Source organism: Pseudomonas sp. NFACC24-1 (genome assembly GCF_900115235.1).
Taxonomy (GTDB): Bacteria; Pseudomonadota; Gammaproteobacteria; order Pseudomonadales; family Pseudomonadaceae; genus Aquipseudomonas; species Aquipseudomonas fluorescens_AA.
In genome coordinates, this window is the sequence record NZ_FOVS01000049.1 from 1 (window position 1) to 13,865 (window position 13,865).

Below are 13,865 nucleotides of genomic sequence, written 5' to 3' on the forward strand. Positions count from 1 at the left end.
CGTGAAGCTGATCGTCCCCACGCTCTGCGTGGGGATGCATCCCGTGACGCTCTGCGTCACCTTTCAGAAGCGGAACGCGGAGCGTCCCTGGCGGCGTTCCCACGCAGGAGCGGGGGAACGATCGAACCGCCAATCCCCTGTGGAAGCGGGCTTGCTCGCGATGCTTTTAGAGGTTGGCGACTTTCTGCCAGACCTTCGGCTTGAAGAACAGCGTCTCGCCCTTCGCCAGGCCCACCAGGCTGTCGTGGTCCTTCACCACTTCCGCTTCGATCAGCTCACTCTGGCCCTCCACCTTCAGGGTCACCCGAGTGGTGGCGCCGAGCGGACGGATGTCGCGCACTTCGGCGGCGTGGTGGTCTTCCAGCTCCGAGCGCGACAGCGAGACTTCGTGAGGGCGGAACAGCACATGCCGGTCCTCCCCCAAGTGCAGGCGGTTCGAGTCGCCGAGGAAGTGATACACAAAGTCGCTGGCCGGGTTTTCGTAGACATCCCCCGGCGAGCCGATCTGCTCGATCACGCCCTTGTTCATCACCACGATCCGGTCGGCGACTTCCATGGCTTCTTCTTGGTCGTGGGTCACGAACACCGAGGTCAGGTTGATGTCTTCGTGCAGGCGCGCCAGCCAGCGGCGCAGTTCCTTGCGGACCTTGGCGTCGAGGGCGCCGAACGGTTCGTCCAGCAACAGTACCTTGGGTTCCACAGCCAAGGCGCGAGCCAGGGCGATACGCTGACGCTGCCCGCCGGACAACTGCTCCGGGTAGCGGTCGGCGAGCCAGTCCAGTTGCACCATGTTCAGCAGTTCGTGGACCTTGGTCGCGATCTGGCTTTCGTTCGGGCGCTGATTCTTGGGCTTCATGCGCAGGCCGAAGGCGACGTTGTCGAACACCGTCATGTGGCGGAACAAGGCGTAGTGCTGGAATACGAAACCGACGTTGCGATCACGCACGTCGTGGCCGGACACGTCCTCGCCGTGGAACACGATGCTGCCTTGGTCCGGCGTTTCAAGACCCGCGATGATTCGCAGCAAGGTGGTCTTGCCACAGCCCGACGGGCCGAGCAGCGCCACCAGCTCGCCGCTCTGGATGTCCAGGCTGATCTCGTCCAGGGCCCTGAAGGCGTTGAAATTCTTGCTGACGTTACGGACTTCGATCGACATGACTTATTCCTCCGCGGCGCTGGCGCGCAGGCGGTTGATTCGGTTTTCGCTCCACTGCTTGAGCAGCAGGATGAAGAGCGCCAGGATCAGCAACAGGCTCGCCACAGCGAACGCGGCCACGTGGTTGTATTCGTTGTAGAGGATCTCGACGTGCAGCGGCAGGGTGTTGGTCACCCCGCGGATGTGCCCGGACACCACCGACACCGCGCCGAACTCGCCCATGGCGCGGGCGGTACACAGCACCACGCCATAGATCAGGCCCCACTTGATGTTCGGCACGGTGACATGCCAGAACATCTGCCAGCCATTGGCGCCCAGCAGGCGCGCGGCCTCTTCTTCCTGGGTACCTTGTTCCTGCATCAGCGGGATCAGCTCACGGGCCACGAACGGCACCGTGACGAAGATGGTCGCCAGGACGATGCCCGGCAGCGCGAACACGATCTGGATGTCGTGATCCGACAGCCACGGCCCGAACAGGCCCTGGGCGCCGAACATCAGCACGTAGACCAGGCCCGCGATCACCGGCGACACCGAGAACGGCAGGTCGATCAGCGTCACCAGCATGCTCTTGCCACGGAATGAATATTTGCTCACGCACCACGCGGCACTGACGCCGAACACCAGGTTCAGCGGCACCGAGATCAGCACGGCGATCACCGTGAGCTTCAACGCCGACAGCGCGTCGGGTTCGAAGATCGCGGTGAAGAACGCCCCCAACCCGAGCTTCAGGCCCTGGGACACCACGATGAACAGCGGCAACAGCAAAAACAGCGCAAAGATCAGCCAGCCGAGGGCGATCAACACGCGCCGCGACGTCGCACTGCCGCGACGGGCGGCGTTAGTGGAGGCTGCGGAAATAGACGATTGGGACATGTTCGCGCCTCCTTATGGGGTTTCGATGCGCCGCTGCAACAGGTTGATCAGCAGCAACAGGACGAAGGAAACCACCAGCATCAACACGCCGATGGAGGTGGCGCCGGTGTAGTCGTATTGGTCGAGCTTGACCATGATCAGCAGCGGCAGGATCTCGGTTTTCATCGGCATGTTGCCGGCGATGAAAATCACCGAACCGTACTCGCCCACGCCACGGGCAAAGGCCAGGGCGAAGCCGGTCAACCAGGCCGGCAACAACGCCGGCACCAGGATGTGGCGGAACACCTGCCACGGCTTGGCACCCAGGCAGGCGGCGGCTTCTTCGACTTCACGGGGAATATCGGCCAGCACCGGCTGCACCGTGCGCACCACGAACGGCAACGTTACGAAGGTCAGCGCCAGGGTGATGCCCAACGGGGTGTAGGCGATCTTGAAGCCCAGGTCGGTGGCGAACTGGCCCACCAGGCCGGTCGGCGCATACAACGCCGTCAAGGCAATACCGGCCACGGCGGTGGGCAGGGCGAACGGCAGGTCGATCATCGCATCGATGATCTTGCGGCCGGGGAAGGTGTAGCGCACCAGCACCCAGGCCAGCAGCGTACCGATCACACCGTTGATGATCGCGGCGTACAGCGCGGTACCGAAACTGAGTTTCAAGGCCGCCAGCACCCGTGGCGCCGAGATGATCGCCCAGAACTGTTCCCAGGTGAGTTGGGCGGCATGCACGAACATCGCCGCCAGGGGTATGAGCACAATCAGACTGAGGTACACCAGGGTGTAGCCCAGCGTCAGCCCGAAGCCGGGTATGACGGGGGATATGCGACGCGACATAGAAGTCCTTGGTTGTGTGGCGAGCAAGCTTGCTCCTGCTGTGTTCTGTAGGAGCTGGCGAAGCCTGCGATCTTTTGATTCTGATCTTTCACTCTCGATTCAATTGGCAGTCGAAAGATCGCAGCCTCGTTGCACTCGTCAGCTCCTACAGGGTTGAGCCCGGCAGGAGCTGATGACGGCGTTTACGGTCAGCTTACTGCGCCTGATAGATCTGGTCGAACACGCCGCCATCGTTGAAGAATTTCGGTTGGGCAGTTTTCCAGCCGCCGAAGTCCTTGTCGATGGTCACCAACTCCACCTTTGGAAATTGCCGGGCGTACTTGGCGGCCACGTCCTTGTCACGCGGGCGATAGTAGTTTTTCGCGGCGATTTCCTGGCCGGCCGGGCTGTACAGGTGCTTGAGGTACGCCTCGGCGATCTCGGCATTGCCCTTTTTCTCGGCGTTCTTGTCCACCACCGCCACCGGCGGCTCGGCGAGGATCGACAGCGACGGCACGACGATGTCGAACTTGTCGGCGCCACCGTCTTCCTTGAGCGCCAGGAAGGCCTCGTTTTCCCAGGCCAGCAACACGTCACCCTGACCGTTGTTGACGAAGGTAATGGTCGAGCCACGGGCGCCGGTGTCGAGGATCGGCACGTGCTTGAACAGCGCCTGCACGTATTCCTTGGCCTTGGCTTCGTCACCGCCATTGGCCTTCAGGCCATAAGCCCAGGCAGCGAGGAAGTTCCAGCGCGCACCGCCGGAGGTCTTCGGGTTCGGGGTGATGACCGACACGTCGTTCTTGATCAGGTCGCCCCAATCCTTGATGCCCTTGGGGTTGCCCTTGCGCACCAGGAACACGATGGTGGACGTATAAGGCGTGCTGGCCTCCGGCAGGCGTGTTTGCCAGTCCGCCGGCAGGGACTTGCCCAGCTTGGCGATTTCATCGATGTCGCCGGCCAGGGCCAGGGTCACCACGTCGGCCCGCAGACCATCGATCACCGCCCGGCCTTGCTTGCCCGAGCCACCGTGGGACTGCTGGATCTTCACGCTGTCGTCCGGGTGCGCTTTCTTCCAGAAATTGACGAATTCGGCGTTGTAATCCTGGTAAAGCTCGCGCGTCGGGTCGTAGGACACGTTGAGCAGCTCGTAATCCTTGGCGACGGCGGAACCTGCAAAAACAGCACTGGCCAGGGCGGCCAGGGCATAACGACGAATGGACGACATGGTGAAAGCTCCTGGAATTCTGGTTTTCTTATGGCTTCTGGAAATTCGTTAGGCTTGTGGAAAAAGATCGCAGTCTTCGGCAGCGCCTACACCTAGCCCCCCGTAGGAGCTGCCGAAGGCTGCGATCTTTTGGTTTTCAAGACGGTTTATGGCTCGGTTGCTGCAACCGGAACTTTTCCTTGCGTTCGATCTGGACCACCTGGGCGTTGTGCACGGTGATTTCCACTGCCCCAAAGCGTAGATCGCGCAACGCGCTCTGGATCTCGCGCAAGATGGTTGCTTCGTCCTGGCCGTCAACGCTACGTAGGGATGCGCTCATGCTGCTGCTCCTTGAATGAATGCCTGGCAGTGGGCGGCACTGCTTGCGGCGTGGGAGCAATACTAGATAAGCGCGGATATTCTTAAAAAGACTATTTAAGAATTTTTATATAACCAAAATTACAGAAAGTAGCCGGCGTCCTACGGCAGGGGAGCTTGGGAGGCCTTTCCCTGCTAACGCCTCGGATATTTCCGCTTGCCTCGATGCAAGCTGAGCCGACGCCTTCGCGAGCAAGCTTGCGACAGCGGAGTGTTTGATCGTTCCCACGCTCCTGCGTGGGAATGCAGCCAGGGACGCTCTGCGTTCCGCTTCTGAATGTGACGCAGAGCGTCACGGGATGCATTCCCACGCGGAGCGTGGGAACGATCAAAACTGTGGGAGCGAGCTTGCTCGCGATAGCGGTGGGTCAGTCAACATCAATGCCACCGACGATCAAGCAATGACCGGCGCGCAGTCCCAATCCAACTGCGCCGCCGCCACCGGCCGACCAAACCAATAGCCCTGCCCCAGCTCACACGCCTGCCCAAGCAAAAATGCCGCTTGTTCACGCTGTTCAATGCCCTCGGCATGCACCTGCATGCCCATGCTGTGGGCCAGGGCGATGATCACCCGGACGATCGCCGCGTCATCCTCATCCCACGGCAACCCCGCGACAAAGCCCTGATCAATCTTGAGCTTCTGAACCGGCAAGCGTTTGAGCCGCAGCAACGACGAATAGCCCGTGCCGAAATCGTCGATGGCCAGGCGCACGCCCAATTCCCGCAGGCGGTGCATCTGCTCCAGCGCCACCTCCGGGTCTTCCATCACCGCGCTTTCCGTCACTTCCAGCTCCAGGCAGGCCGGATCCAGGCCCGTGTCGTGCAGCACCTGGGCAACCTGCTCGTACAATTCGCGATGGGCAAACAACCGGCTCGAGACGTTGACGGCGACGAACGACAACGCCACGCCCGCCTGCTGCCACCGGCACATCTGCCGACAAGCCTGGTCCATGACCCAGGCATCGACCTGGGCAATCAGGCCGGTACGCTCGGCGATGGGAATGAACTCGGCCGGCGACACCAGCCCCCGCGTGGGATGCTCCCAGCGCACCAGCGCCTCGACACCGATCAGACGGCTGCTGGCCAAGTCGTGTACTGGCTGGTAATGAACACGCAACTCCTGCTGCTGCAGCGCGCGACGCAGTTCGAAGGCAATTTCGACCCGTTGCTGCGCATGGGCGGTAAGTTCTTCGGTATACAGGGCGTAGCCGTCGCGTCCGGCGCTCTTGGCCTTGAACAACGCCGAATCGGCATTGCGCAACAGTTGCCCGGCGTTCAGGGCATCACCGGGAAACAGGCTGATGCCGATGCTGGCGTTGATGAACAACGCGTGCTCATCGAACTGCAGCGGTTCTTTCAAAGCGTCGAGGATGCGTCGGGCCAACGCCGCGGCCTGGCCAGGCTGGGAACAGTTTTCCACCAGCACCGCAAACTCGTCGCCCCCCAGCCGGGCCAGGGTCACGCCCGGGGCAAACAGCCCGCGAAATCGCTCGGCCACGCCTTTGAGCAACTCGTCGCCAACGTTGTGGCCGAGGCTGTCATTGATGTTCTTGAAGTGATCCAGGTCCACCAGCAGCAGGGCACAGCCGCGCTTGTGCAACTGCGCCGACGCCAGGGCCTGCTCGGTGCGGTCGGAAAACAGCAGGCGGTTGGGCAAGCCGGTCAGCGGGTCGTGATGGGCCAGGAAGGCCAGTTCGTGCTCGGAATCCTTGATGGCGCTGATGTCCGAAAACACCGCGACATAATGGCTGACTTGGCCGTTGTCATCGTGAATGACGCGGATCGTCTGCCATTGTGGGTAGATTTCACCACTTTTACGCCGATTCCAGATCTCGCCGCTCCACTCGCCCAGATTGACCAGGGCGGCAAACATGTCGCGATAGAAATCCGGCCCATGGCGACCAGACTTGAACAGATTCGGGCGCTGGCCCAGCACTTCGTCCCGGGCATAACCGGTGATCGCCATGAAAGCCCGGTTCACATGCACGATCAAGCCGTTGCGGTCGGTCACCAGCACCCCTTCGCGGGTGCAATCGAAGACCGCGGCGGCCTGGCGCAGGCGCTCGCGATCAGCACCGTGCTCGCCCTTGGCGAAAAACCGCGAGATCCGCGCCCGGACCAGGAAGATCAACCCGGCGCTAAACAGGACCCAGGCATACCCGTTGATCAGGAGCCAGCGCTGCCTGTCCGCGAATTGATCGAAGAAACTGCTCAATAAATAACCAGTCAGCTGCAACCAGACGACTGACAGTACGAGGTAAAGCAGCGCTACGCGCATGGCACTGCGTTGATAGGCAGGCATTCGGCCATCCATGTCCTTACAAAGAGGTGGATTATAGAGGAAGAAACATTCAGCCACTCTTATCTGAAAGGCCGACTGGTTTTATCTGTGGGGCTGGTGATAATGCAACGGCGGTTTCTATCTTTATCGAGGGCCCTACAGCCTATGTGGTACGAAGGTTTTCTTGGCTTGTCGGCCTGGTCACTGGTGGCAGTCACCCTGCTGATGACCCACGTCACGATCATTGCCGTCACGGTCTATCTGCACCGTTATTCGGCCCATCGCTCCCTGGAGCTCAACGCCGGTCTCAAACATTTCTTCCGTTTCTGGCTGTGGCTGACCACGGCGCAGAACACCCGCGAGTGGACCGCCATCCATCGCAAGCACCACGCCAAATGCGAAACCGAGGACGACCCTCACAGTCCGGTCATCAAGGGTTTGTCCACCGTGCTGCGCAAAGGCGCCGAGCTGTATCGCGCCGAAGCGGAAAACCCGGAAACCCTGCGCATCTACGGCAAGAACTGCCCCGACGACTGGATCGAGCGCAACCTCTACAGCCGCTTCCCGCTGCTGGGCGTGGCGATCATGGGCGTCATCGACCTGCTGCTGTTCGGCACCATCGGCATCACCATCTGGGCCATCCAGATGATGTGGATCCCCGTCTGGGCCGCTGGCGTGGTCAACGGCCTGGGCCATGCCGTGGGCTACCGCAACTTCGAATGCCGCGACGCGGCGACCAACCTGGTGCCCTGGGGCATCCTGATCGGCGGCGAAGAACTGCACAACAACCACCACACCTACCCCAACTCGGCCAAGCTGTCGGTACGTAAATGGGAGTTCGACCTGGGCTGGGCCTGGATCCGGGTGTTCAGTTTCCTGCGCCTGGCCAAGGTCCAGCGCGTTGCGCCGATCGCCCACCGGGTCGAAGGCAAGGGCCACCTGGACATGGACACGGCCATGGCGATCCTCAACAACCGCTTCCAGATCATGGCGCAGTACCGCCGCCTGGTCATCGCGCCGCTGGTCAAGCAGGAACTGGAAAAGGTCGATCACTCGGTCCGTCACCAGTTCCACCGGGCCAAACGCCTGCTGTCGCGGGAGACCAGCCTGCTGGACGACCGTCACCACGTGCGAATCCAGAACATGCTCGAACACAGCCAGGCGCTGAAGGTAATCTACGAGAAACGCTTGGCCTTGCAGCAGATCTGGGTCAAGACCAGCAGCAACGGCCATGACATGCTAGCGGCCATCAAGGAATGGGTCCACGAAGCCGAGGCCAGCGGCATCCAGTCCCTGCGGGACTTCGCCGACCAACTCAAGACCTACTCGCTACGGCCTGCCACGGCCTGACAAGATCACTGTGGTGAAGGGCTCCTGTGGCGAGGGGATTTATCCCCGTTGGGCTGCGAAGCAGCCCCTGGATCCTGATGCCTCGGGGTGTCAGATCAATTGAGTTGACTGCTTTGGGGCTGCTACGCAGCCCAACGGGGATAAATCCCCTCGCCACAGGTTCAGTACTCATGACGTGATTGGCTGAGTTTCCCCCCGCCCTTCGTCGCCTGAAAAGGAACTTCGCCCCGAATCCCCTATCTCAAAGAGCACTTCGCCATCCAGGCGGGATTTGGAGAAAAGTGCGTGCGAAACAACAGCAGTGCACGCTCTTTGAGATTTGTGCCGATGGTCGACAAGAACCTACAGGATTACTCCCTACCTCATTGGCCCGAGGCGGCCCAGACGCTCATGGCGCTGATGCACGCCCAGGGCGAAGTGGCGCGCCTGAGCGAACGTGAGCAACTGTTCAGCTCGCTGCTGGTCAGCGTCAATGCCGTGCTGTGGGCGTTCAACTGGGAAACCCGGCAAGTGTTGTATGTCAGCCCCGCCTACGAACGGATCTTCGGCCGCCCCGCCGGCCTGGTCCTGGCTGACTACAACGAATGGCGCGACGCAATCTACCCCGACGACCTGGAGTACGCCGAACGCAGCCTGGCCGAAGTCCTGGTCAAAGGCGCCGTCGAAGATCGTGAGTACCGCATCATCGCCGGCGACGGCCAGGTTCGCTGGCTGAGCGACAAATGCTTCATCAACCGCCAGGCCGAGCCGGGGCAACCGGTGATCGTGGTCGGCATCGCCGAGGACATCACCGAAAAGAAGCTCTTGGAAAGTGAGCTGCAGCGATTGGCTACCACCGATGTGCTGACCCAGAGCAGCAATCGCCGGCATTTTTTCGAATGCGCCCACCGTGAGTTCGAGCAGGCGCGGCTACAAGGGACGCCCATGGCCTTCCTGTTGCTGGACATCGATGACTTCAAGGTGATCAACGACACCTACGGTCATCAGGAAGGCGATACCGTGCTGCAGAAGATCGCCGAAAGCGGCCGGTCCGTGCTTCGACGCGGCGACCTGTTCGGGCGGATCGGCGGCGAAGAGTTCGCTGCGGTGTTCCCTGGCTGCGCCCCCGACATGGCATTGCAAGTGGCCGAGCGGTTGCAACGGGAAATCCAGCGCCTGATGTTCCGCTGCGGCGAACAGACCTTCGGCATTACTGTCAGCCAGGGCCTGACCGCCATTACCCCCGAAGACCCGTCCCTCGACAGCCTGTTCTCCCGCGCCGACGCGGCCATGTACGAGGCCAAGCGCAAGGGGAAGAACCGCATCATCGCGGCTTGACGCCAATCGCTGTGCAGTTGAACCCGGTCATGCCACGGATCCTGTGGGAGCGAGCTCGCTCCCACAGGGGCAGGTTTGGCGGTGCTACTTGCGGCGCAACCGCATCAGTTCCGGCAACCCGATCTTCAGCAACCGCGCCGTGCGCCCCTGGGCCAGTTCTTCAAGCCCTTCATGCTCGGTCAGATGGGCCATCTGCGCCGCCATGTTCATCACCAGCGCCTCGCGGGAATAAACCCCGCCACCCAGGCTATAGGCCGCCGCGATCAACTCACGCAACTCCAGCGGCAGGCGCCAGCGAGTGCGCAGTGCCGAGCCGAAGCCGGCGCCGTATTGATCGAGGGCGTTCCCGACTTCTTCCAACTCATCCAGTTCGCCCCCCGCCTGCGTCCATTCTTCCAGGCAACGCAGCAGCGCCAGATCGCCCAGGCGATGCAACAGCCCCGCGCAGTAACAACGCTCCGGTTCCAGATCCAGCAACCGTGCCAGGATCCGAGCGTACTCGGCGGAGTGCAGTGACAATTCCCAATAGCGCTTGGCATAGTCCGCCAGACAGGGAACGGTGAGCCGGGCGCAGCGCTTGAGGGTCAGGCCGAGGATCAGGTTCATGCTTTGCCCGGTGCCGAGCTGGTGCAGCGCCTGGGCCACAGTCTGCACCGGGCCGCCACCCTGATGCTGGGCAGCGCTATTGGCCGCCGCAATCAGCACCCCGGTGATTTGCGGGTCGGTGCGAATCTCTTCTTCCAGCAGTTTCAGATCCAGGCCCGTGGGGTTGAGGCAGCGCTTGACCGCCACCTGCACATCGGTCATCAGCGGCGCGCCCTCGGACAGGTCACGCCGTCGCTCCAGAAAGGCTATCAGGGTCAGCCCCGGGCCCGGAACCGGCACATCGCCGGCGGTTTCTTCAGTGCCACTCAACAGCAACCCTTGCAGACGCAGGGTCAGGCTTTCCCGGTTCAACGGTTTGGTCAAATACGCCGTCGGCGCCAGTGGAACGACCTCACGCACACTGGCGCTGTCGTTACGTCGACTCATCAGAATGAACGGCAATGGCGTAGCTCGATGCTGTTGGCGAAGACCACGCAGGATTGTCAGGCCATCGACACCCGGCAGCTCCCAATCGGCGATGACCAGGTCGTACGCGTTATGGGCCAGCAAATCCAGGGCCTGCTGCCCCTCGCCGCAGGTGTCCACTCGGGCATCGCAGCGCACGCCTGACAACACTTGCTCAAGCAACTCCCGGGACGCCGGGTCGGCCTCGGCGATCAACACACGCGGTACAGCAGGTAAAACCACAGCAGTCATTGCAACATCGCTCCCTTGCCATACATGCACCTTAGACAATGAAGGCCGTTCCAGACAGCTCAAACCTGCGGGATATGCCCGCGGACATGAAAAAACCCGCCGAAGCGGGTTTTTTTGTGGATCAGTGCGCAGTCAGCGTTCGTCAGATCAGAGCTCGGAGAAACACTCTTCGATGATCGCCAGGCCTTTGTCCAGTAGCTCGTCCGGAGAGGTCAGCGGCACCAGCACCCGCAGAACGTTGCCGTAGGTGCCGCAGGACAGCAGGATCAAGCCCTTGTCACGCGCCTTGGCCACCACCTGGGCCACGGCGGCGGCGTTCGGCTTATGGGTGTCGCCGTTTTCGAACAGCTCCACGGCGATCATCGCGCCCAGGGCACGGACCTCACCAATGACCGGGTATTTTTTCTGGATAGCCTTGAGGCCCGTGACCAGACGCTCGCCCACAGCCTTGCAGCGGTCCAGCAGGTGCTCTTCTTCAAACACCTCCATCACCGCCAACGCCGCCGCACAGGCGATCGGGCTACCGGCGTAGGTGCCGCCCAGGCCACCTGGGGCGATGGCATCCATGTACTCGGCCTTGCCGCACACACCGGCCAACGGGAAGCCGCCAGCGATGGATTTGGCGAAGGTGGTCAGGTCGGCGGCAACGCCCATCTGCTCCATGGCGAAGAAGGTGCCGGTACGGCCGGCGCCGGTCTGCACTTCGTCAGCGATCAGCAGGATGCCGTGCTGGTCGCACAGGGCGCGCAGGCGCTTCATGAATTCCTTGGGCGCCACATAGAAACCACCCTCGCCCTGTACCGGCTCGATGATGATTGCAGCGATGTCGCGCGGCTCGGCGTCGTTCTTGAAGATGCGTTCGATGCTGGCGATGGAATCGTCGATGCTCACGCCGTGCAGTTCGTTCGGGTACAGCGCGCGGAAGATACCGCCAGGCATCAGGCCCATGCCGGCCGAGTACGGCACGACTTTACCGGTCAGGCCCAGGGTCATCATGGTGCGACCGTGGTACGCGCCGGTGAAGGCGATCACACCGGCACGGCCAGTGGCGGCGCGGGCGATTTTCACGGCGTTTTCCACCGCTTCGGAACCGGTGGTGACCAGCAGGGTTTTCTTGGCGAAATCACCCGGAACCTTGGCGTTGATTTTTTCGCACAGTTCCACGTACGGCTCGTAGGCCAGGACCTGGAAGCAGGTGTGGGTCAACTTGTTCAACTGCGCGGTCACGGCGGCGATGATTTTCGGGTGCACGTGACCGGTGTTCAGCACGGCGATACCGCCGGCGAAGTCGATGAATTCACGACCTTCAACGTCGGTCACCGTGGCGTTCTTCGCCGACTCGGCAAAGATCGGGTGAATCTGGCCGACGCCGCGTGGAACAGCGGCGGTGCGGCGGGCCATCAGGTCTGCGTTGGTCTTGCTCATTAAAATGTCCTCATTCGCCGCTCATCGGTCGGCGTAGTTCAAGGAATACATGGCGGGGAGACAACGGCGACAGCATGCGATGATCGACTGCCGCAGCGTTCCGGCCACAGGAAACAGAACGGGTGAAACGCGCAAAGGAACAGCGCTCTCGTGCCCTTTGCGCTTGAAGCGGATCAGATACCCAGGCAGAGGTATTTGATTTCCAGGTAATCCTCGATGCCGTACTTGGAGCCTTCACGGCCCAGGCCCGAGGCCTTGATGCCGCCGAACGGCGCGACTTCGTTGGAGATCAAACCGGTGTTGACGCCGACCATGCCATATTCCAGGGCTTCAGCCACACGGAACACACGGCCCAGGTCGCGGGCATAGAAGTACGAAGCCAGGCCGAACTCGGTGTCGTTGGACATCGCGATCACTTCGGCTTCGTCTTTGAAGCGGAACAGCGGCGCCAGCGGGCCGAAGGTTTCTTCCTTGGCCACGGCGGCGTTCTTCGGTACGTTGGTCAGGATGGTCGGCTCGAAGAAGTTGCCTTCCATCGCCTTGCCGCCCGACAGCACGGTCGCGCCTTTGCTGACCGCATCGGCGATGTGCTCTTGCACCTTGGCGACCGCTTTCTCGTCGATCAACGGACCGGTGGTGGTGCCGTCGTCCAGGCCGTTGCCGATCTTGAGCTTGGCCACCGCCACTTTCAGTTTCTCGGCGAAGGCGTCGTACACCGAATCCTGGATGTACAGGCGGTTGGCGCAGACGCAGGTCTGACCGTTGTTGCGGTATTTGGAAATGATCGCGCCTTCGACGGCCTTATCCAGGTCCGCGTCGTCGAACACGATGAACGGCGCGTTGCCGCCCAGTTCCAGGGAAACTTTCTTGATGTCCTTGGCGCATTCGGCCATCAGCTGGCGACCGATCTCGGTCGAGCCGGTGAACGACAGCTTGCGCACGATCGGGTTGCTGGTCAGCTCGCCGCCGATATCACCGGCGCTGCCGGTGACCACGCTCAACACGCCTTGCGGAATGCCGGCACGGTGCGCCAGCTCCACCAGGGCCAGGGCCGAGAACGGGGTTTGCGATGCAGGCTTGATGACCATGGTGCAACCGGCAGCCAGGGCTGGACCGGCCTTGCGGGTGATCATCGCGGCGGGGAAGTTCCACGGGGTAATGGCCGCGGTCACGCCGATCGGCTGCTTGATCACGATCAGGCGCTTGTCGGGCTGATGGCCGGGAATCACGTCACCGTAGATGCGCTTGGCTTCTTCGGCGAACCACTCGATGAACGAGGCAGCGTAGACGATCTCGCCCTTGGCCTCGGCCAGTGGCTTGCCTTGTTCCAGGGTCATCAGGCGACCGAGGTCGTCCTGGTTTTCGATCAGCAATTCGTACCAGCGGCGCAGCTTGTTGGCGCGTTCCTTGGCGGTCAGTGCACGCCAGGCCGGCAGTGCCTTGTCGGCGGCTTCAATCGCACGACGGGTTTCAGCGGCGCCCATCTTCGGCACCGTGCCCAACACTTCGCCCGTCGCCGGGTTGGTAACCTTGATCGTCTGGCCATTGTCCGCATCGACCCAAGCGCCATCGATAAAGGCTTGCTGGCGGAACAACTGGGTGTCTTTAAGCTGCATGTCGGCTTTCCTTAACAGCACCGCGCGCGCGCGGAGCGAATTAGATTTGTAGAAAGGCGCCTCGGGGGCTGCCGTCAGGGAAATCATTCACCGGGCTGAAGCACAGAAATAACGCACATAAGCACAGACGTGCGGTTCAGCACCCAGACA

Annotated in this window: 11 protein-coding genes; 2 read left to right on the forward strand and 9 right to left on the reverse strand. The window is 61.8% G+C overall.

Annotation, left to right across the window (positions count from 1 at the left end):
* Positions 1 to 166: 166 nt before the first annotated feature.
* The 6 genes from BM317_RS27970 to dibA form a co-directional block, all read right to left on the reverse strand.
* Positions 167 to 1,156: a sulfate/molybdate ABC transporter ATP-binding protein gene (locus tag BM317_RS27970; protein ID WP_003196507.1), complete on the reverse strand. Its 990-nt coding sequence runs from the start codon at positions 1,154 to 1,156 to the stop codon at positions 167 to 169.
* Positions 1,157 to 1,159: 3 nt separating this feature from the next.
* Positions 1,160 to 2,029: a sulfate ABC transporter permease subunit CysW gene (gene cysW / locus BM317_RS27975; RefSeq protein ID WP_092177144.1), complete on the reverse strand. Its 870-nt coding sequence runs from the start codon at positions 2,027 to 2,029 to the stop codon at positions 1,160 to 1,162.
* Between the two features lie 12 nt (positions 2,030 to 2,041).
* A complete protein-coding gene (cysT, locus tag BM317_RS27980; protein ID WP_013692011.1) occupies positions 2,042 to 2,860 on the reverse strand; it encodes a sulfate ABC transporter permease subunit CysT in 819 nt (272 codons plus the stop codon).
* Between the two features lie 193 nt (positions 2,861 to 3,053).
* Positions 3,054 to 4,067, reverse strand: coding sequence for a sulfate ABC transporter substrate-binding protein (locus tag BM317_RS27985; RefSeq protein ID WP_092177147.1), 1,014 nt, complete (start codon positions 4,065 to 4,067; stop codon positions 3,054 to 3,056).
* 136 nt (positions 4,068 to 4,203) lie between these two features.
* On the reverse strand, positions 4,204 to 4,386 hold the full coding sequence (gene oscA, locus BM317_RS27990; RefSeq protein ID WP_003186967.1) for a sulfur starvation response protein OscA: 183 nt from the start codon (positions 4,384 to 4,386) through the stop codon (positions 4,204 to 4,206).
* 432 nt (positions 4,387 to 4,818) lie between these two features.
* Entirely contained in the window at positions 4,819 to 6,726 is a 1,908-nt protein-coding gene (gene dibA, locus BM317_RS27995) for a phosphodiesterase DibA (protein WP_092176295.1), read from the reverse strand.
* 144 nt (positions 6,727 to 6,870) lie between these two features.
* Between dibA and desA the strand changes: the two genes are divergently transcribed.
* Together desA and BM317_RS28005 are read left to right on the forward strand one after the other, a co-directional pair.
* Positions 6,871 to 8,055 carry a delta-9 fatty acid desaturase DesA gene (gene desA, locus BM317_RS28000; RefSeq protein WP_092176300.1) on the forward strand — a complete coding sequence of 395 codons (1,185 nt, stop codon included), beginning with the start codon at positions 6,871 to 6,873 and terminating at the stop codon, positions 8,053 to 8,055.
* Positions 8,056 to 8,382: 327 nt separating this feature from the next.
* Complete coding sequence (locus BM317_RS28005; protein ID WP_092176304.1) at positions 8,383 to 9,372, forward strand: GGDEF domain-containing protein; 990 nt, start codon at positions 8,383 to 8,385, stop codon at positions 9,370 to 9,372.
* Positions 9,373 to 9,456: 84 nt separating this feature from the next.
* On the opposite strand, the gene BM317_RS28010 is transcribed toward BM317_RS28005, so the two are convergent.
* The 3 genes from BM317_RS28010 to gabD all read right to left on the reverse strand — a co-directional run bounded on the left by BM317_RS28010 (position 9,457) and on the right by gabD (position 13,715).
* Entirely contained in the window at positions 9,457 to 10,674 is a 1,218-nt protein-coding gene (locus BM317_RS28010) for an HDOD domain-containing protein (protein WP_092176308.1), read from the reverse strand.
* Positions 10,675 to 10,821: 147 nt separating this feature from the next.
* Positions 10,822 to 12,099 (reverse strand): 4-aminobutyrate--2-oxoglutarate transaminase, encoded by a 1,278-nt coding sequence (gene gabT, locus BM317_RS28015; protein WP_092176312.1) that lies wholly within the window; start codon positions 12,097 to 12,099, stop codon positions 10,822 to 10,824.
* Positions 12,100 to 12,272: 173 nt separating this feature from the next.
* Entirely contained in the window at positions 12,273 to 13,715 is a 1,443-nt protein-coding gene (gene gabD, locus BM317_RS28020) for an NADP-dependent succinate-semialdehyde dehydrogenase (RefSeq protein ID WP_092176317.1), read from the reverse strand.
* Positions 13,716 to 13,865: the final 150 nt, after the last annotated feature.